Origin of the sequence: Metabacillus idriensis (genome assembly GCF_050483325.1) — a bacterium.
GTDB classification, from domain to species: domain Bacteria; phylum Bacillota; class Bacilli; order Bacillales; family Bacillaceae; genus Bacillus_P; species Bacillus_P idriensis_A.
Window position 1 is genome coordinate 31,043 of record NZ_JBCMYF010000001.1, and the last position, 19,505, is coordinate 50,547.

A 19,505-nucleotide genomic window follows, 5' to 3' on the forward strand; every position below is an offset into this window, starting at 1 on the left:
GGTTGGAGGTATTTGCTGATTTCTGAACCTTAAACCATCAATCCTCTGATAAAGCGTGATGGAATGGCTTTTCGACCCCGTCTGTATTGAGGAACTGATACAGACAGGGAAGATTTCGCACGTGTCATTGCGACATACATTAAGCGGCGTTCTTCTTCGATTGGCTTTTCATCGCCTTTTCGGAAGGAGTCCAGCGCGAAATCATGCGGCAGGCCTCCGTCTACTGCTCCTAAAATATAGACATGTTCATATTCTAAACCCTTCGCCCGGTGAACAGTCATCAGCTGAACGGCATGAGGGTCCCGCTTTTGTTTCCATTCTTTCGATTTGGCTGTCATATGCTCGACATGCTCCAGAAGTTCTGGGACCGTATCAAATTTATTGGCAAGCACTCTTAAATCTTTCAGATCGTCCGAGCCTTTTTCAATGGCGTTCCCTTCATTGCCCCGCTTTTTCAAAAAGTCGGAGAACCCCATATCTTTTTCAATCATATCAATGGCAGCTGCAGGCTTTAGTGTTCTCAGCTTTGCAAACATCGGCACAATCCGCTTGATTTTTGCTTTTTGAAAGGGCTGAAGGGACTCAAGTTTGGTCAGCGCCTCAACGAATGTGCAGTCGTGTGTGATGGAAAAAGCCTTCAAGTCGTTCAGGGCACTCTGTTTTATAAAAAGAGCGCTCATCACATGGACGATGGCAGCAGAATCGTCAGGGTTCATACCTAGTCTTAAGTATGCAAGCAGCCCCTTAACCATTCTTCTTTCATAAAAAGAGAGGCCTTCCTGTTCAATTGTAAAGGGGATGCTCGATTGAGCGAGCCGTTCGAAAATTGCACGGCCGGCTGTATGTGTCCGGTACAGAACGGCAAACTCACCTGGTTTTGCTCCGGTTTCAAGCTTTTCCTTCATGTCATTCACAACAAGCGTGGCTTCCTCTTCTTCATCATGTGGAAAAAAGAACAGAGGAGGTGCTTCATTTTGATATTGTGCGTTCATGGCTTTTTGATGGCGCTGTTTATTTTTAGAAATGACCGAATTGGCGCTTGAAACAATTTCGTGGCTTGACCGGTAATTTTCTGCAAGCGTCACAATTTTCGCGTCAGGAAAATCATTTTTGAAATTCAGAATAAAAGAAGGATCACTTCCCCTGAATGCGTATATGGATTGATCATCATCACCGACAACACAAAGCTGATTTGTGTGGGATGACAGCATTTTTAAAAGCTCATACTGAACAGGATTAATGTCCTGAAATTCATCCACGAGAAAATAGCGGAACCGCTTTTGATATTGGGCAAGCAGATCGGGATTTTCAAGTAATAACCCGTAGCATTTAATCAGCATATCATCAAAATCAAACTGATTCTGAGCACTTTTCATTTCTTCATATTTTTCGTATAAAAATAAGGCTTGTTCTTCCCATTCTGTTTCAGGCTTTATGTCACGCTTTGAAAGAAATGTATTTTTCCAGAAGCTGATCTGCTGCAGGGCCTGATCGTATGGAAACTCTTTTTCATCCAGACCAAGTTCGCGTCCGGCAGATTTTATGTACTGCTCTTTCTGCCAGTCCCATTTAATCAAGTGCTGGCCGTTCCACCTTTCCTGATCATTGTGAAGCAGAATCTTATAAAAAATACTGTGAAACGTTCCGCATACAAGTCTGCCTGAAGCTTGCGAAACCGAATGTTCATTCAGGCGGTGCTTCATTTCCTGAGCTGCCTTTGAAGTAAAGGTGACAAGCATGATGGAGCCGGGATTTATTTGCTGTTCCTCCATCATGTAAAGAGCGCGTGTGGTTAAAACGCGTGTCTTGCCGCTCCCGGCGCCAGCGAGAACAAGAAGCGGACCATCAATCGTAGTAACAGCTTCAAGCTGCGTATCATCAAGCTTGACTTCCAAAATGCTTTTTGCAGCCGTTTTTACTCTAGCCCTCAAAGGTGATTGCCCCAGTTTCGCAAGCTGGTAAGGCTTCCAGGCTGTTTCTTTTTTAGGTTCATCTCCGCCAATGGCTCTTTGGGCAGGCATGCGGAAACCGTTTGTTTCTTTATAAACGATCTCTTTTGAGGCAGCAGCCTGCTGGATTGTTTCGCTGTATTGTTCACATTGCTCATGTACCGCATGATCAGCATGATAAAAATAAGGTTTTTGTTTGATGCCCAAGTATAGCTTTAATGGCTGATTGCAGCACGCACATGTCACTTTTCCATGAAGGCCTGCTTCATAGAGCTGCTGAAACCGTTCTCTGGCCAAATAAGGGAGCTGTATAAATTCATCTTTAAATTTTCCGCAAATCAACGAAAGTCCTCCCATAATTTACAAATGAAATGCGTATCTTTATAGATAAAGACACAAACTCTATCTTATCAAAAGGAAGCAAAACAAAAAAGAGGAAGGAAGATTCGTTTTAGAGCACGAAATAATGGGAATAGATTCTGACAGGGGTGATGAAGATGAGTTACGTAGCACCAATTCAGTTAGATCAGTATGTGCAGTATGCCAACCGGATGATAAAGCACAAGCAGGATTATGCAGAATTATCAAGTGCCGCGCGAATCCAGCTTAACACCAGATCAGCAGAAGAAGAAAATAAATTTGCCAGTATGCAAGGTCAGGCAAAACGAACAAAACAGGTGAGGGAGCTGTATTTCAAAAAAATGACAGGAAATGGACACCTGTTTAACGAATCCATTTAAGAAGATTAGTCAATAAGAGGTATGTCATGAAGCGGATCAAATTAACGGTGCTCCTATTGTTATCGATGCAAAGACAACGAAAGGGAGCACCTATTTGGTGATGATATTCCACGGTCAAAGCCTTATGCAGGTTGGCATAAAACGGATGTCATCTTATGTGCTGCAGATGAAAGTATTTTAAGTGCTAATTCATTTTTTGCAAAAAAAGCCCATCCCCTTCAAGCCATTCAGCGTATAAGACCTCTCTGTAGGTCTTTATATTTTGTTTTCTTAGCTCTGCCTGAAGCCATTCCTCTGAAAAGCCTGCTTCTTTCACATTATCAAGCAAGACTTCCCCATCGAGAATCATGGAAAAAGGCAAAATCGCTCTTTTTGGCTCCATTTGAAAATCGTGCCGGGTCGGGGTATCATACTTTGGCTTTTTTAAAATATTTACTGTCCCGTCAGTTTCCAAAACAGCAAATGCCACCTCTCTCAGGGAGAATGCACCTCTTGCCCTTACTAAATGCTGCAGCTGGTTTATGTCTAGTTTAGATCCCTTTAAAGCTTCACGTAATATCTCCCCATGATGAATAATAATAGTCGGTCTTCCTTCTAGGAATGCTCTTGTTTTTTTCCACTTTTGTGTAATGATTTCAAGTAGATAAATAAGTGTTCCCCATACTGTGATGGCGAAGAGTATTTTAAGTATTCCCGTATCATCATCAAAAACGGCATTTCCTACAAGCTCTCCAAGTACTAGAGCAGAAATGAAATCAAATGTTGTAATTTGGGTGATTTGCGTTTTACCTAATATTCTCGTTAAGAAAAATAAACCGAAAAAACCGATGATTAAATCAAGACCTGTATGCACAAATTCCATAACGTCACCTTGTCTCATGTTAGATGAATTTAGCATGTGCAGCTTAGGCTGTTTTTATTGAGAAAGAAAAGAAGGAAAAATAAAAAGCAGCGGAAATCGCTGCTTTTAGAATTTAATTTCTTTAACCATTGTTACATGAGGGATGCCTGCATCCAAAAATGTCTCTTTTGAAATGGTGTTATAGCCAAGCTTCTCATAGAAAGGCTCTGCATGTGTCTGTGCATTCAGCTTTAATGTCTGCATTTCCTTTGAGGCTGCAATCTCTTCAAGTTTTTCCATGATGATTTTGCCTGCGCCTTTAGACCTGTAATCGGGAAGCACGCAAATGCGCTCAATTTTGCCGATGCCGTTCAGGATGCGGAAACGCCCTGCGCCAACAGGCTTGTCTCCGTCATATAAAACAACGTGAGAGGCTTCTCTTTCAAATTGATCGATTTCCTCTTCTTCTGGAACTTGCTGTTCTTCTACAAACACTTTTGTGCGGACGTCATAGGCGTCCTGCAATTCTTCATCTGACTTTACAATTCTTGCGATCACTTACAGTCCTTCCTTTCCAAGCAGAAATGTTTCATATACCGTCCAAGATCCATTTTCCAGCTGATAAAGGAGATGAAAGCGGTCAACGGTTTCTTCGTGCTGAAAATCTGTCATTTTCAGGCGGCCAAGCACATCTGAATGTTCATCGTCAGACAGTTTTTGACCAATCGTGATATGCGGAACAAAAGCATATTCCGGCTCAATATCTGAAAAATATTCGCCGTGCAGCGCATCATACAGATTCAGGATTTCTTCTGTCGGCTCCACTTTAAGATAAATGACATTGTTTACTGGTGAAAAAGAGCTGAACTTTCTAATTGAGAGTGAGAGCGGCTGCATTTTTTGTGCAATCTGGCGCAGCTCTCTTGAAATGTCCCTTACTTGCTCATCTGTCGCTTCAAACGGCTGTTTAAGCGTCAAGTGAGGCGGAATCAATGCATAATTGGGATCATAGCGCTTTCGGTAAGAGTTAGCTGAATCCTGCAGTTTTTTTGATGGAAAAATGGCAATTCCGTACTTCATTATGGTTCCCTCCCATATATAAATATGTATTCATAGTATATCAAAATTTAAGGGTTGAAGCATATGAGACCATTAGAACATTGTTTTTAAAATCTTTTTCAGAGACGGCTGCCAGTATGTCCATTTATGATCGCCATCAAACTCTTCATATACGGCTGGAATTCCTTTAGCTTTAATGGCATCGTGCAGTTCCCTGTTTGGAGCGAGGAAGTCCAAAACGGCACCATCTGTCGTTTTTACTTCAGTTTCTTTCGTGCCGATTTGATGATAAATCGATAATAGAGCAGGGGAAGAAAAATCCTTCACCATCTGCAGAACAGCTTCATCTGAAAATGGTGATTGCATCACGACTTTTCCAAACGTATTTGGATAAGTCAGAGCCGTCATAAAAGAGACAGTTCCAGCAAGTGAATCTCCTATCAGCGCCCTTCCGGCACCCATTTGATAGGTTGGAAACTCCTTGTCCAAAAAGGGAACTACTTCATGAGCCAAAAAGCGAATATAGGCTTTTTGCTTTGACCCTTGCGGATGATATTTATCACGGCGGTCCTGCACGTCACGATACGGAATGCCGACGATGATCACATTTTCAATTTCTTTCCTGCTTAACAGCTCCTCTGTCTGTCTTGGGATGCGCCCGAGCCTGAAGTAATCCTGACCGTCCTGTGCAATGATCAGACTGTACTTATAAAGTGGCGAATAATTCTTCGGCAAATAAATCAGGAGCGTTATTTCTTCTTCTAATTCCTTTGAATAAAGCAGTGTCTCTTTTACAATTCCTGCTTTTGCTGTCATCACGATACCCCCAAAGATGATGGACGAATCACATCCATTTTTAAAAACGCTTCCATTCATTTTAGCATGAATTGCGGCAAAATTCTTGCTTCAGGGGCGATTGATTTTTGCTGAAACATCTTCTATAAAGCTGCGGACTTCATCGGCATTTAAAAGAATGACATCTGATTGCTTTTTGAATCCATACATGAGCTCTGCGGCAACAGCTTCTTTTAAAACAATTTTAATGGCCGGTTTTGCTTTTGTGAAATCAGGCAGACTCAAATCCAGAACGGTTTTTTCTTGTTCTTTCGTTAATTTTTCAGGGAAATCATTGTCCCTGATTTCTTTTATTAAATGAAGCGGAATGGTGACCCGTTTAGAGATTCCAGCCTGAAGGTATAAGCTCTGATCCGTCAGTCTGTACGGAGTCAGCCTGATGGCTTGAAGATCGGCGAGAATAAAGAGGACACCATAGCTGTTTAAAATAAGCAATACCCATGAAAGAACGGGACTAAACGAATGAAGTAGAAAATGAAATCCTGCTGTTTCAAGGACAATGGCGTGGATCAGCATGATATTCAGGGCAATAACACTTGTTTGACGGTGAGCGGTGAAATAAACGCCTGCATGCTGAGGGGCTTTTTTCCGCCAATTGAAGAATGCATAGTAGAAAATAGAAATCTCCGTAAAAAGGATTTCCATCATACGATTTGAAGGCACATGCTTTTCAAATGCTGCGTTAGCTTTTGGAAAAAAGAATGGGAAGTCAGTATTCACCTTGTAATCCCCAATGATTCGCGAAAGTTTCATGATAAAGAGAATTAGAATAAAAATCTCCGTGAGTAAAACTAGAGCTTCACAAGCAATTAGCAGCCACGGAATGAAGGAGAAAGCTTCCATTTGCTGAGCAGGAATGAGAAAGCGGGCAAATCCATAACCGGCTAAGATGACAGGAACCAGATAGGTAAGGGAGTACCTGTTTCTTATGATAAACAAGTAGGTTAAAAGCGGTATGACAACCAGTAAGTCAAGCAAAGAACCAATAACGGCTCCCTGCGGAACAGGCTGCATGAAAGGAAATCGGTAGAGCGCGGCATTCGATCCGGCAATTAGAAGTGCCAGGACTGCAAAAAGAACCCATTTTGGTTTGGTTAATGAATGTGTCATTCAATCGCCACCTTTCACTTATAGGATAAATATATCATGAAAACATGTAAAAAAAAGACAGTTGATTTGAGCGATTTTTGACAGTTTCAGGACGCGGCATAATTCTATTCTTCAGTACATATTCCTTATATGAAGACAAGCCCGATGCGAGGGAGGCGAATGCCTGAAAATGAGGAAATCTGTTCATGTGACAGCAAGTATCTATGCAGCCGTTGCTATTTCTTTCTGGGGAATATCTTTTGTTTCAACGAAAGCTGTTTTAAGTCAGCTAGAACCTTTTACATTGCTTGCTTTGCGCTTTTGCATTGCTGCGGTCTTTTTATTTTTCCTTCTTTTGCTCCTTCGGCAGCCATTTAAAATGAAGATGGTTCATCTTCCGCCCATTTTTATTCTTTCAGTGCTTGGCATCTTTGTTCATCAGGTGATTCAAGCAGCAGCCCTGCAGTCTATTCAGGCATCGCATGCGGGATGGATCATCTCTTTTTCCCCGATCTTCACAGCTGTTCTGGCCACTCTTTTTTTGAAAGAAACATTTACGCTTTTTAAAGCCGTGGGCATGACAATTGCTGTACTCGGCGTTCTTTTCATTACTTCATATGGACAAGGCGGGTCTATAACTTTTCACGCTAACATTGGTTACTTGCTGATGATTTTAAGTACATTAAACTGGGCGGTTTATTCAATTCTGATAAAAAAACTGAAAATTCCATATCCCGCGCTGACAGTTACTTTTTATACATGCTTCTTCGGCTTTATCATGACACTTCCTTTCTTTTTAAGAAATAATGGCTTTGTTCAGATGGCCTACCTGACACCGGAAAACTGGACTCATTTGCTGTTTCTCGGAATTTTTGTCTCTGCAGCCGCATACTGGTTTTGGGGCAAAGCGCTCGAAGTCATGGAGGCAACTAAAGTGTCATCTTTTCTGTACTTTGAACCCCTTGCAACTGTGATTGCAGCAGTCATATTGCTGCATGAACCGATTTTGAAGGCAAGCGTGGCCGGAGGTCTTCTGATTATTGCCGGGGTGATGATCGTAAACCGTAAATCTTCATAAAAAGCCTTGCAAAATATTTGATTATGAGATAAGGTTATAAAAACAATCAATTCAAAAAGTTCATACTATTTATTCTTATCCAGAGAGATGGAGGGTTCTGGCCCTGTGAAATCTCAGCAACCGGAAAAGAACGGAGAAACTTTCTGTTCGAACCAAGGTGCTAAATCCAGCAAGCGCAGGTAATAAGCTTGGGAGATAAGGGGAAGCAATCATTCATGTATCAACGTCTTCTTCTTAAATGAGGAAGGCGTTTTTTGTTTATATATTAATGAGATGAAGCTTTCTTGCTGAATAAGATGAAATGGCAGTCATAAGGAAAACACACAAATGGTGAAAAAACTTGCAGAAATTATTATGGGACGGTGTTGGAAATGTCAGAACGCATTGAAACAATCTTAGCTCAAATTGGAAATCGAAGTGAAAACGCAACGGGAACCGTGAATCCGCCCGTCTATTTTTCTACAGCATACAGGCACAATGGGATTGGGGAGTCTACTGGATTTGATTACGTCCGCACCGGAAACCCGACGCGGCAGATTCTTGAAAAGGCCATTGCAGAGCTTGAGCATGGCGATCAGGGCTATGCCTTCAGTTCTGGAATGGCAGCGATTCAGACGCTGATGGCCTTGTTTAAAAGCGGTGATGAGCTCATTGTATCCTCTGATTTGTATGGAGGTACCTACCGATTATTCGAACGTGAATGGAGAAAATACGGCCTTGTTTTTCACTACGCCGATTTTAAAGACGGGGACTGTACGCAGCTGCTGATCAATGAACGCACAAAGGCCATTTTTCTTGAAACCCCGACAAATCCTTTGATGCAGGAAACAGAGATCAGCAAGATTGCGAAAATAGCCCGAGAAAACAATTTGCTGCTGATCGTCGACAACACGTTTTATACGCCGATTCTGCAAACACCGATTTTAGAAGGTGCTGACATAGTGATCCATAGTGCCACAAAATATTTAGGCGGGCACAATGATGTTCTCGCAGGTTTGGTTGTTGCCAAGGGGCATGAGCTGTGCGAAGAGCTTGCCCAGCATCACAATGCAATCGGAGGAGTGCTTTCGCCTTTTGACTCCTGGCTCTTGATCCGGGGAATGAAAACATTGGCCCTGCGGATGAATCAGCATGAGAGAAATGCAGGTCAGCTTGCAGCATTTCTTGAAAATCAGTCTGAGGTGACAGATGTGCTTTATCCTGGCAAAGGCGGAATGCTTTCATTCAGGCTGCAGAAGGAAGAATGGGTGAATCCATTTTTAAAAGCCTTAAAGACGATTACATTTGCAGAAAGCTTAGGCGGAGTGGAGAGCTTTATCACATATCCGGCGACGCAGACACATATGGATATTCCTGAAGAGATTCGCGCGGCAAACGGCGTGTGCAACAGGCTTTTGCGTTTTTCTGTCGGCATTGAATACGCAGGAGATTTAGAAAAAGATTTAACACAGGCATTTGAACTGATGAAGGAGGCGGAGAAAGTTGAGCAACGGTGATTGGAAATTCGAGACGAAACTGCTCCACAATCGTCAAAAGGTGCAAAAAGAAACAGGGGCGGTAAGCGTGCCGATCCATCATTCCTCTACTTTTCACCAATTTGACTTTGATGATTACGGTAAATTTGATTACAGCAGATCGGGAAACCCGACGCGCGAGGCATTAGAAGAAACCATTGCTGAACTTGAAGGCGGCACAAAAGGATTTGCTTTTGCTTCTGGAATGGCAGCCATATCAACCTGTTTTTTATTGTTGTCAAAAGGGGATCACGTATTAATCACTGAAGATGTATACGGGGGAACATACCGGATCATCACAGATGTATTGAGCAGATTCGGCATTGAATACAGCTTTGTCGACATGACCGACTTGCACGAAGTGGCATCGCACATCAAGCCGAATACAAAAGTGATCTACGTGGAAACACCGTCTAATCCGCTTTTGAAAATTACCGACATTCAGGGTATTGCGAAACTTGCAAAAGCAAATAACTGTTTAACCTTTTTAGACAATACATTTTTAACACCAGTCCTGCAGCGCCCGCTTGAGCTTGGGGTCGATATCGTGCTTCACAGCGCAACAAAGTTTTTGGCCGGACACAGTGACGTGCTTGCAGGTCTTGCAGTAGTAAAGGATGCAGAGCTCGCTGCACAAGTTGGAAAACTGCAAAATGCGTTCGGTGCGGTACTAGGCGTTCAGGACAGCTGGCTTGTCCTCCGCGGAATCAAGACACTGAACGTCAGACTTCAGCAATCATCCGCATCTGCCCGGAAGCTCGCAGAATATTTATCGAATCATAAAGCTGTCCGTCATGTGTATTACCCTGGACTAACGTTTCATCCTGGGCACTCGATACAGCGTTACCAGGCGGACGGACCAGGTGCCGTGCTCTCGTTCACACTGGCTGATGAAGATGCGGTCCGCACACTTGTCAAAAGTGTGGAGCTCCCGGTATTCGCGGTCAGCCTCGGAGCAGTAGAATCCATTCTTTCATACCCGGCAAGAATGTCGCATGCGGCGATGCCGAAAGAAGAGCGGGAGCGGCGCGGAATCACGGATGGTTTACTGCGCATCAGCGTCGGCCTCGAAGATGCAGACGACTTAATCAAAGATTTTGAGCAGGCTTTGGCGAAGCTGCCTGCGCATGCAAATAATAAGTTGAGAGCTTGATAGAGTTTAGGACGATTCCAATGTGGGGTCGTTTTTTTTTGCAGGGGATTCTTTTCGGGAGACTACAATCAAATGGATGGTCAAAATTTTTCCAAATTGGACGGTTATTACATGGGTTTTTAAATGTATAATATTGTCGGCCCCCTAGAAAACGAATAATGAAAAGAAGTAATGAAAGTAAAGGTGATGAAAATATGACTTTGGCAGTTTTAATTTCGTTAATTCTAATGAGTGCTATAAAAATAGTAATGACTTGTCTTCCAACTTTTAGTGTCGATTGGCTTATCAGCAAATTTGAGGTTCATTCAAAACTCAGTGCCTCAAATTCTACAGTAACCATTAATGGGAAATCCTTAAAAGATGAAGGGAAAATACAAGTTATTAATGATTTTAACGAAGCTGTATTTATTAAAAAATATTATATTTATCGGGGGAACGAGAATTTATTTTTACATCCTGAGAACGGCGGGACTCCAATTGTCATTGATGCTAAAAAAGGAAAAAAAGATGTTAGGATCTTTGTATACAGTTACAAAGATCACGTATATGTAGTAAAACGGTTCAAAAAGAAAATAGCAGCCTACAGCCTGCTTTCTGATCGCCTGCAAAACCGTCCGAATAGAGGATCAGAGGGAATAGTGTAGTTTGACTATTCTAAAAATATGCGCTATCTTTCTATACATAAGCTGATCGGAAAAACCGAAGGCCCTTAACGTTTATTTGTTAGGGGCTTTTTTCTATTATGGAGGGATTTGTTCATGAAATATAGTTATCTATCACATTTAAGCTGCCCAAAATGCGGGGCAGAGTATTCAGCTGAGAAGATTCAGCAGCTTTGCGCGTGCGGAGCGCCTTTGCTTGTAAACTATCATTTGGATCTAGTGAAATCAATGCTGACGAAAGAAGAGATAAGTCAACGAGAAAACAGCCTTTGGAAATATCATGAGCTCCTTCCGGTAGAAAATCCGGACAATATTGTATCAATGGGAGAGGGCATGACACCGCTGCTTAAGATGGACAAAATCGGCAGGACAATGGGTATTCTGCATCTTCTTATGAAAGATGAAGGTCTGATTCCAACTGGTTCTTTTAAGGCGCGTGGCGCTGCTGTCGGCATATCAAAAGCGAAGGAGCTGGGTGTGAAAACATTTGCGATGCCGACAAACGGCAATGCAGGTGCTGCGTGGTCTCTTTATGCAGCAAGGGCCGGAATGGAGCCGTATATTATCATGCCATTGGACGCGCCTCTAATTACTAGAAAAGAAACGGCAATTTCCGGTGCGAATCTTCATTTGATTGACGGGTTGATCAGCGATGCCGGCAAAGTGGTAGCTCAGCTTGTCAGTGAAGAAGGTTTTTATGATGCTTCCACGTTAAAAGAGCCATACCGGATTGAAGGGAAAAAGACGATGGGGTATGAAATTGCGGAGCAGCTGAACTGGAGCGTGCCTGATGTTATTTTGTACCCGACAGGCGGGGGTGTGGGCATAATCGGGATTTACAAAGCTCTCCTTGAATTGCAGGAGCTTGGGTGGATCAGCAAGGACAAGCTTCCCCGCCTGGTTGCTGTTCAGGCGGAAGGATGCGCACCGATTGTAAAAGCATTTGAAGAAGGGAAAACCGAATCAGAGTTCTGGGAAAATTCACAGACGGATGCGTTTGGCATCAATGTGCCAAAAGCGATTGGTGATTTTCTTGTTCTTCAGGGGATTTATGATACGGACGGATATGCCATAGCTGTTTCTGAAAAAGAGATTCATGCGGAGCAATCAAAAGTTGCTGAGTTAGAAGGCTGTTTTATTTGTCCTGAGGGAGCGGCGACTTTTGCAGCGGCACGTATTTTAAAAGAAAGAAATTGGATTAAGGAAGATGACACCGTGGTTTGCCTGAATACAGGTCAAGGAATTAAATATCCCGAAACCGTACGTGCTGACGCACCGGTGCTCGGAAAAGATGATAGACTGAAACTATAAGCTTCTACTCTGCGCGGCCGAATCATATAATTTATCAATGTACAGCCTGTCTTGTACATAATCGGCCGCGGAGGTGGAATATGTTAATCGAATTAAGTGCTGTCGGAGCTGCGTTAGCCTTTATTTGCCTTGTTGGGTATTTGATTCAAACGCTAAGACGCGGAATGGTTACCCTCGAAGAAACAAATGAGACACTTGTTGAAGTAAGAAAGGCTGTTCATGATTTATCGGGAGAGGCTGAGGATTTGATTCACTCTGCCAATCAAATCACTGTTGATGTAAAAAGCAAAATGAAAACGGTAGAACCCTTGCTTGAATCTGCTCAGGATATGGGGGAGGTCATTCACAGTGTGACTAACACTGTAAAACAGGCCGCAACCGGCTATGGATATGGACTTCCGCCGGTGAAAAACGAAAAGGCGCCAACTCGCGAAGTGAAGATTAAGCTGAAATGAAAATTCCCCGCACAGGGGGATTTTTTTAGTTCTTATACTGATCCTGAACAGCTTTGGCATGCGATAAGATCATCTCAATCAATTCCTGCGGTTCTTTAACAACAGCGTCTCCTCCAAGCAAATAAAAGTTCCTGGCCATAAAGCTGATTTCATCAATTGGCATTTTGGCAGAAATAGTCCCAGTGCCATCATGATGCTGAGTTATATAATCTGCAAGGTATGGCAGGCTCCTGCATTCCCTCACTCCATTTTTCGTCAATTGGACTTTTAAAGGAATTTGTTCCCGCTGTTCCGTTTTAGAAAGCCATACAGATAGGTTCGTTTTCATAGATTCTTCTGCACCTATTAACTTCACGCTGCAGATTCGGTCCACTCTGAATAACCGGTGATCCTGAGAGCTGTAGTCGTAGGCTGGACAATACCATAATCCATTAGATGCATAAATGCCATAAGGAAAAATGCTGCGAATAGCTTTCCCATTCTTTCCCTCATATTCTATCTCAATTTTTGAATGGCTGACCGCGCTGCCCAGAATGTCATTTAATAAAGGGGCATAAATTTTCTGGGGCGGCGTTAAAAAGGAAATGTGATTTTTTATTTCATCTATTTTCTTTTTGCTTGTTTCATTGAATGATAAGTAAAGTTTATCGGATGCGGCCTTCATATCCGTTTGAAAGGGCAGGGTCTGGTAGTGCATCATGTACTCGTATGAAAAATAGAGGGCAAGACCCTCGTCTTCAGTGAAGAAGAGCGGTGGAAGGATATTATTTTTCATAACAGTGTATCCCCCGTGAGGTCCCTGTTCACTATAAAGAGGCAAGCCCCATTCTTCAAGCTCGGCTAAATCGCGCTGGATCGTGCGGGCAGATACCCCAAACTCATTAGACAATTCGCCTGCCGTTACTTTCCTTTTCCGGTTGATATAAAACAGGATACTGAATAATCGCTGAAATTTTGACATGTTTTTTCCTTTCTGAACATGACGGTTTCTGTCGTCATTATCTGTTAACATAAAAGCGAAAGTCAATCATTTCTACTAAAGGAGGCGTGAATATGAGCAGAAAGATCGTTTTATTTATTGCAATTAGTCTTGATGGATATATAGCCCGTCTGGATGGGGATATCAGCTGGCTTAATGAGGTCCAGGGTGCGGGGGACAATGGCTATAGTGAATTTATTGAATCCATAGATACGGTCATGATGGGAAAAAAAACGTATGACCATGTTCTTCTTTTAACCAATAATCAGTATCCGTATGATGGAAAAACAAGCTATATATTTACAAGAAAAGAAATCAGCACGAGTCCAGATCTTCATTTTACAATGGAAGACCCTGCAGTGCTTGCTGAAAAATTAAAATCACAGCATGGAAGGGATATCTGGCTTGTTGGGGGATCAGAGTTATTGGACAGTTTTATGAAAAAAAATTTAGTCGATGAGTACATCATCACGACTGCTCCAATTATTTTAGGCGACGGAATCCCGCTTTTTAAGACAATGAACCCTGAGATCAAACTAAAGCTTAAAAGCAGCAATGAATATGGGGAGTTTGTACAGAATCATTATGTGAATGCATGAAACGGCTGTCCGGCTATAAAATGAAGCAGGCAGGAAAAACATCGTTTTTCCTGCCTGCTTTTTTCTTTATTTATTTGGGATTACTCGCCGTAGTCCTGCCTCTTTTGCTTTTCAATGTTGTCCAGCTCCGGCTCCTGATCACTCGGCCGGAACAAAATCTCCAATTAATAGGGAAACCCCTCCAATTAATTCGAAAACCCCATGAATTAATTCCAAAACCCCTCCAATTAAAATGGAAACCCCATCAATTCGTTTCGATACCGACAATTTTGTAACTTGCCGGAATTGAAGTTATCCGCTCGGCTCATGCATTCGCTGCTTTACGATTAGATATGATGACTATTTTGATTTTTTCAATCAAAGATTATGCAGGAAAAACCGTGTGATAATCTGGTATGTTCTTACAGAATAACGGGTCCATTCCGTTTTTCGGTGCTGTCCCGCTCCGCCTCCTGGTCCCTGGGCAAAAAAGGATCCGTCTGAAAGGGCAAAAGGTGCCTTTTCAGCTGGATCCTTATCTGTCTGTCGGGTCTGACCAGTCGGTTCCGCTTTTCGTATTGTCCAGCTCCACCTCCTAGCCCCTCGGCCAGAACAAAATCCCCCAAAAAGTCAAACCCGGACTTTTCGGGTGATTTCTTATCTGTCTGTCGGGTCTGACCAGTCGGTTCCGCTTTTCGCTATACAAACAGTATCTCATCCGTCAGCCTATATTCACTCGGGGTGATGCTCACGTATTTTTTAAAGGTTGTGCTGAAATAGTTCGGGGTGTTAAAGCCGAGTTCATCTGCAATTTGCTCAATTGTCTGATCCGTATGCCTGAGCATCCAGACGGCGCGCTGAAGTCTGACGAAGGTGACATATTCAACAAAGCTGCGGCCGGTTTCTTTTTTGAAGAGTTTGCAGAAATACGGAACGCTGATGTTGATTTGGTCAGCTACGAGTTTAGTCGTCAGTTCTTTTTGACAGTTTTGGGCAATATAGCTTGTGCACGTATTGATTTGCGGGTTATTGGTTATTTCTTCAAAATATCGAAGCGAGAGCCGGTTGTAATGAGGGGTGCGCCTTGCTTTGCGTGCTTCCCGGTAAGAGTGGGATAAAAGCAGGGGCTCTCTGTAAATGGAACCGACTCCTATGTATAAATGAATGCCATGTTTCTTTTTCAGAAGCTCTATCGCCTGGAGCAATTTGCTTTCGCCTTCCTGCCAATTCCTGATGGATGATATGCCATGCGGAACCTGGATAAGCATGAGCAAATGTTTTTTGTAAGCGAGAAAAGAAGGCTGCTGGTTCACTTGTGATAAGAGATGTTTAAAGACTGACTGGATGAGAAGAGGAGCCGCTTCTGCATTTTCCCTGCTTTGATTGTGAATAAATCCCTGTATGAAGCAAACCGCATTTGGAACTGTTTCATCAGAAAGATAGGATCGTGCAGCAAACAGCTCTTCTTCTGATTTCACTTCGGCACGGAGCAGTCTCCTAAGAAAAGCTTCTTGAAAAGGAAGAAGGCGTGCGTCTGTGCCGCGGTCCTGCTCGAGCTGCTGATAAATCGTACCGTAATTCGTTATGACTGCGCTTTCATTTTTGTTTGATGTCATGACTTTTCTTAAACTTTTGATGAAGGTATGTTTTTTAACAGGTTTCACAAGCATAGTCTGCAGCTGCAGTTCGATGGCCATTGGAGATGTTTTCAGCATAGATGGATCCAGAAGCGGGAAGATGATGCAGTCATGGTGCTTTTTTTGCAGACGGTGAATTTTGACCCAGTCAAATAACTTTCTGATTTCGACGACAGCTATTATTAGTGAGGTGTTGCTGCTGTCTTCATTCACGTCCGGGGTATCCTCTAGTTCTTCCTGTATCCATGTTGTCATTTTTTCTTTTTCAGCTGTATCTTCCACTATGAATGTAACGTTGTACACGCTTGATTCCCCGTTCCTTTACAGTATGTCTCTAGTACTAGTATACATGAAATAGATAATATATTAAATATTTGTACATTTCTGATAATTTATTGTAAGGTATGCCGTTTTCTTCTATTGTAAAATACAAGCATGCAGTGAAATAGATAAAAATAAAGGGGGAAAGGATTTTGGCCGCAGAGTTTAAAGAATATGATTATGTAGAAGCAGGGACGGTTGATGTCCGAGAGCTGGAACCGCTTGATCAGCAGACACGCCATTTGATGAAAAGTGAATTTAGTACAGGATCGAAACTGACATTGTTTTATTTTGCTTTTATTTTTGCGATGCCGATCCTGAATTGGTTTGCACCTGAGTTTATGTTTTCAAATTTTTACGGCGGAATGACGTATGCCTGGTTCTTTACAGGAATAGTTGCAATGGGAATGGCCTTTATTATTGCTTATATTCATACTGCGTTATATGAGAAGAGATTGAAAAAGAGCCAGATGACAGACAGCTCCATTCGTTCTTCTAATGGAAGGAGTGTCAACTGATGGCTGCTTTGTTTGAACCTAAAATGCTGCTCACGATCTTCCTGATGGGAACGATCGTCTACATTACGTATCTATCAAAAAAGAATGCAACGGCATCTGACTTTTTTGTTGGCGGACGAAGCTTTGGCTGGTTTACTAATGGATCGGCTATCGGGGGAGATTACTTAAGTGCTGCCACATTCCTGGGGATTGCAGGACTGACGTTTCAGCTTGGCTATGATGGAGCTTATTACGCATTTTGTTTCTCAATCGGACTGACTCTCCTTGCGATCTTTGTAGCGGGACCGCTTCGCAGATTTGGCGCTTATACAGTTGCAGATTTTCTTGGCTACCGTTTTCACAGTAAACGGGCAAGACTTGCAGCGGTTGCTGTCGTACTCGCGATTTCAGGTTTCTATGCAGCACCGCAATTATTGGGAGCAGCACAAATCTTAAGTATGTTCTTTGGGACAAGTTATGAATTTGGCATTATTTTCACATGCAGTGTCATGATTTTCTATGTTGGAATAGGTGGAATGAAAGGGACGACTTTAAATCAGGCGCTGGAATTATGGATTCGTCTCGGCGCATTTATTTTGATGGTAGTAGCGGCGGTTTACGGCGGTTTATATTATGAAAGAATCCTTGCTTCTGTCACTGAGTTTACAGGAAGCATTGCCGGAACATCAACGTTTGCACCTGATGGAAAAGACGTTGTACATGATGGTCAAACCTGGATTGGCACAGGAAACTACTTCCCGTCCTTCTGGCAGACCATTTCAATGACAATCGGACTTGCGCTGGGTACAATCGGGCTTCCGCATATTCTTCTTCGCTTTTATACTAACCCTAGTGCAAAGGCCGCTCGTAAATCAGCTCTTATGGCCATCTTAATTGCAAGCGTTTTCTTTTTCTTCGCTGTTTACCTTGGAGCAGTTGGAAGATCTATTTTCTTAAGCGGCTCAGCCGATCCACAGGTTATGAAGGATCTTGTAGCCGGAGGAAACAATATGGTTATTCCTTCTACTGCACAGGCTCTTGGCGGAGAATGGCTGCTTGGACTTGTCATTGCAGGTGCATTTGCAGCCGTCTTCTCGAACTTGTCCGGTTTATTTATCGCAAGCTCTGGTGCGTTGGCACATGATCTTTATGCAACTTTCTTACGGAAAAATATCACACAAAAAGAACGTGTTATTGCCGGTAAAGTGTCGATACTGGTTTTAGGTGTCCTTTATGGAGTGCTTGGTCTTCTTGTAAAAGAAGCATCAATCGGCCATCTTGTTGCACTCGCCTTTACGGTCGCAGCAAGTACCTTTACACCTATCTTCATTCTAGGAATCTGGTGGAGAGGCATGACAGAAAAAGGGGCAATTGCGGGACTTGTCCTTGGTCTTCTTTCCTCCATGTACATGATTTTCCTGCCGGCGACTCTGCCTGAGTTCCTTCAGTTCAGAGTACCGGGACTGATTACCGTTCCAATCGGATTTCTGTCTGTTTACATCGTCTCGAAGCTTGACCGCAAAGTTCCTTCTGACGTAAACGACTTTATGAGAAAAGTGCATTCGAAAGAATCTGAGATCGCTTGATGAATGAAAAAGAAGACCAAATCAGGTCTTCTTTTTTTGGGTTATGCTTCATTATCATTCAGTTCAAAAAAACTCCTGCAATAAAATAACGGGTTCTGTTTTGAAGTACAAACTTCCAATAAACAAACTAAATGGTAGAGCTATTTGTAGCCAAAAACAATTATCTTTGACATAAAAATGGTCAGTGGCTGATGTGCCTCTGACCATTTTTCTATGGGGATTCTTCAATTAAAGCCCCTTATTGGTGAGCAAATTTAATCACTAATATATAATGTCCTCCGGATAACCTTCGATTGGATCATTTATGACTATCCAATCCTAGTCAACAATACCCATCTCATCAAAATACTCCATTGCTGCTTCTAATTCTTCAAAATGAATGTCAGCAAAACAAGGAACATTATCTACCGTATTATAAAGAAAAACTGAGATGCCATCAGCAGATTCAAAAGCCATAATCTTTTTAATTTCGGTTTCTTTTTCTTTAATAAATGCATATGTTCTCATTTAAAACCCCCGTTTGTTTAAGTAAAACGTATCACAAACTCATTCAGATTCGTTAGCAATTATTGTTGCTAGCTTTGAACTTTCATTTTCATCACTGTTTGATTCACCGTGACCAGGTCCAAAAAGATTTAATATTACAACACCTACAAGTATTAAAGTAATACCTGTAACACTGGCTATGTTTATTTTTTCTTTCCAAATTAGAACTGAAATTATAGTGGTAGCAATAATCCCTATACCAGACCAAAGTGCATAGGCGGTATTTAATGGAATAGTTTTCATTGCTAGCGATAAAAAGAAAAAGGAACCTACAAACGCAATAATCAAACTAATGGTAGGGTAGATTTTTGTAAATCCTTCAGACGCTTTAAGCATAGATGAACCAATGAGTTCACCTGTAATGGCTAATAATAAATATAAATAAGACATTGATAATTCTCCTCCTGTTTCAACTCATTTAAAATATGGGCTATGCCTATATTCAATAGTTAGTTTACAAAAAAAAGAATTAACTTATAAGACTTTATCTTTTTTATTTCTGTGTGCAATTTAATATAGTTCTGAAGGAAGAAGAGAAAAAATAAATCCTTCTTCCACTATACTGCCCTCATTTTCTTTTTTTCTATGCCTTAAAGTGTATAAGAATTCGCATCACACATTTTGAGGAACAGAAAGTTCTGTCATCTACATTTCA

At 42.1% G+C, this 19,505-nt stretch carries 20 protein-coding genes and 1 riboswitch; of the genes, 10 read left to right on the plus strand and 10 right to left on the minus strand.

What is annotated here, in order from left to right; translation table 11 throughout:
* Positions 1-29: 29 nt before the first annotated feature.
* A complete protein-coding gene (locus tag ABEQ24_RS00175) occupies positions 30-2,291 on the minus strand; it encodes an ATP-dependent helicase (RefSeq protein WP_430004871.1) in 2,262 nt (753 codons plus the stop codon).
* A 155-nt stretch (positions 2,292-2,446) separates the two neighbouring features.
* On the opposite strand from ABEQ24_RS00175, the gene ABEQ24_RS00180 reads away from it, so the two are divergent.
* Complete coding sequence (locus ABEQ24_RS00180; RefSeq protein WP_430004872.1) at positions 2,447-2,689, plus strand: hypothetical protein; 243 nt, start codon at positions 2,447-2,449, stop codon at positions 2,687-2,689.
* Between the two features lie 184 nt (positions 2,690-2,873).
* Here ABEQ24_RS00180 and ABEQ24_RS00185 read toward each other — a convergent pair whose 3' ends face one another.
* The 5 genes from ABEQ24_RS00185 to ABEQ24_RS00205 all read right to left on the minus strand — a co-directional run bounded on the left by ABEQ24_RS00185 (position 2,874) and on the right by ABEQ24_RS00205 (position 6,554).
* The gene (locus tag ABEQ24_RS00185) at positions 2,874-3,551 is read right to left on the minus strand and encodes a DUF421 domain-containing protein (protein ID WP_430004873.1); all 678 of its coding nucleotides are present in this window, start codon (positions 3,549-3,551) and stop codon (positions 2,874-2,876) included.
* 105 nt (positions 3,552-3,656) lie between these two features.
* Positions 3,657-4,088, minus strand: coding sequence for a GNAT family N-acetyltransferase (locus tag ABEQ24_RS00190; protein WP_070878339.1), 432 nt, complete (start codon positions 4,086-4,088; stop codon positions 3,657-3,659).
* Positions 4,089-4,610, minus strand: a complete 522-nt coding sequence (locus ABEQ24_RS00195; protein WP_430004874.1) for a YjcG family protein — start codon at positions 4,608-4,610, stop codon at positions 4,089-4,091.
* Positions 4,611-4,682: 72 nt separating this feature from the next.
* A complete protein-coding gene (locus ABEQ24_RS00200) occupies positions 4,683-5,405 on the minus strand; it encodes an alpha/beta hydrolase (protein ID WP_430004875.1) in 723 nt (240 codons plus the stop codon).
* A gap of 90 nt (positions 5,406-5,495) precedes the next feature.
* The gene (locus ABEQ24_RS00205) at positions 5,496-6,554 is read right to left on the minus strand and encodes a hypothetical protein (RefSeq protein ID WP_430004876.1); all 1,059 of its coding nucleotides are present in this window, start codon (positions 6,552-6,554) and stop codon (positions 5,496-5,498) included.
* 169 nt (positions 6,555-6,723) lie between these two features.
* Between ABEQ24_RS00205 and ABEQ24_RS00210 the strand changes: the two genes are divergently transcribed.
* The 6 genes from ABEQ24_RS00210 (at position 6,724) to ABEQ24_RS00235 (ending at position 12,706) form a co-directional block, all read left to right on the plus strand.
* Positions 6,724-7,611, plus strand: coding sequence for a DMT family transporter (locus ABEQ24_RS00210; RefSeq protein WP_430004877.1), 888 nt, complete (start codon positions 6,724-6,726; stop codon positions 7,609-7,611).
* A 72-nt stretch (positions 7,612-7,683) separates the two neighbouring features.
* A riboswitch (SAM riboswitch) is annotated at positions 7,684-7,813 on the plus strand.
* 169 nt (positions 7,814-7,982) lie between these two features.
* The gene (locus ABEQ24_RS00215) at positions 7,983-9,107 is read left to right on the plus strand and encodes a methionine biosynthesis PLP-dependent protein (RefSeq protein WP_430004878.1); all 1,125 of its coding nucleotides are present in this window, start codon (positions 7,983-7,985) and stop codon (positions 9,105-9,107) included.
* Positions 9,094-10,278 (plus strand): cystathionine beta-lyase, encoded by a 1,185-nt coding sequence (gene metC, locus ABEQ24_RS00220; RefSeq protein WP_430004879.1) that lies wholly within the window; start codon positions 9,094-9,096, stop codon positions 10,276-10,278. The genes ABEQ24_RS00215 and metC overlap by 14 nt, the downstream gene beginning before the upstream one ends.
* Before the next feature lie 194 nt (positions 10,279-10,472).
* Positions 10,473-10,922: a YfmQ family protein gene (locus ABEQ24_RS00225; protein ID WP_430005271.1), complete on the plus strand. Its 450-nt coding sequence runs from the start codon at positions 10,473-10,475 to the stop codon at positions 10,920-10,922.
* Positions 10,923-11,036: 114 nt separating this feature from the next.
* Positions 11,037-12,251, plus strand: coding sequence for a threonine synthase (locus ABEQ24_RS00230; RefSeq protein WP_430004880.1), 1,215 nt, complete (start codon positions 11,037-11,039; stop codon positions 12,249-12,251).
* A gap of 80 nt (positions 12,252-12,331) precedes the next feature.
* The gene (locus ABEQ24_RS00235) at positions 12,332-12,706 is read left to right on the plus strand and encodes a DUF948 domain-containing protein (protein ID WP_430004881.1); all 375 of its coding nucleotides are present in this window, start codon (positions 12,332-12,334) and stop codon (positions 12,704-12,706) included.
* 25 nt (positions 12,707-12,731) lie between these two features.
* Here ABEQ24_RS00235 and ABEQ24_RS00240 read toward each other — a convergent pair whose 3' ends face one another.
* Positions 12,732-13,667: a helix-turn-helix transcriptional regulator gene (locus ABEQ24_RS00240; RefSeq protein WP_430004882.1), complete on the minus strand. Its 936-nt coding sequence runs from the start codon at positions 13,665-13,667 to the stop codon at positions 12,732-12,734.
* Between the two features lie 92 nt (positions 13,668-13,759).
* Here ABEQ24_RS00240 and ABEQ24_RS00245 point away from each other — a divergent pair, with 92 nt between their 5' ends.
* Positions 13,760-14,284, plus strand: coding sequence for a dihydrofolate reductase family protein (locus ABEQ24_RS00245; RefSeq protein WP_430004883.1), 525 nt, complete (start codon positions 13,760-13,762; stop codon positions 14,282-14,284).
* Positions 14,285-14,961: 677 nt separating this feature from the next.
* Here ABEQ24_RS00245 and ABEQ24_RS00250 read toward each other — a convergent pair.
* Complete coding sequence (locus ABEQ24_RS00250) at positions 14,962-16,203, minus strand: helix-turn-helix domain-containing protein (RefSeq protein ID WP_430004884.1); 1,242 nt, start codon at positions 16,201-16,203, stop codon at positions 14,962-14,964.
* A 170-nt stretch (positions 16,204-16,373) separates the two neighbouring features.
* Between ABEQ24_RS00250 and ABEQ24_RS00255 the strand changes: the two genes are divergently transcribed.
* Together ABEQ24_RS00255 and ABEQ24_RS00260 are read left to right on the plus strand one after the other, a co-directional pair.
* Positions 16,374-16,739, plus strand: a complete 366-nt coding sequence (locus tag ABEQ24_RS00255; RefSeq protein WP_430004885.1) for a hypothetical protein — start codon at positions 16,374-16,376, stop codon at positions 16,737-16,739.
* Positions 16,736-18,304 carry a cation acetate symporter gene (locus ABEQ24_RS00260; protein ID WP_430005272.1) on the plus strand — a complete coding sequence of 523 codons (1,569 nt, stop codon included), beginning with the start codon at positions 16,736-16,738 and terminating at the stop codon, positions 18,302-18,304. Before ABEQ24_RS00255 ends, ABEQ24_RS00260 begins: the two co-directional genes overlap by 4 nt.
* 318 nt (positions 18,305-18,622) lie before the next feature.
* Here the strand turns inward: ABEQ24_RS00260 and ABEQ24_RS00265 are convergent, their stop codons facing one another.
* Together ABEQ24_RS00265 and ABEQ24_RS00270 are read right to left on the minus strand one after the other, a co-directional pair.
* On the minus strand, positions 18,623-18,811 hold the full coding sequence (locus ABEQ24_RS00265) for a hypothetical protein (RefSeq protein WP_430004886.1): 189 nt from the start codon (positions 18,809-18,811) through the stop codon (positions 18,623-18,625).
* 39 nt (positions 18,812-18,850) lie between these two features.
* Entirely contained in the window at positions 18,851-19,240 is a 390-nt protein-coding gene (locus tag ABEQ24_RS00270) for a DMT family transporter (protein WP_430004887.1), read from the minus strand.
* Positions 19,241-19,505: the final 265 nt, after the last annotated feature.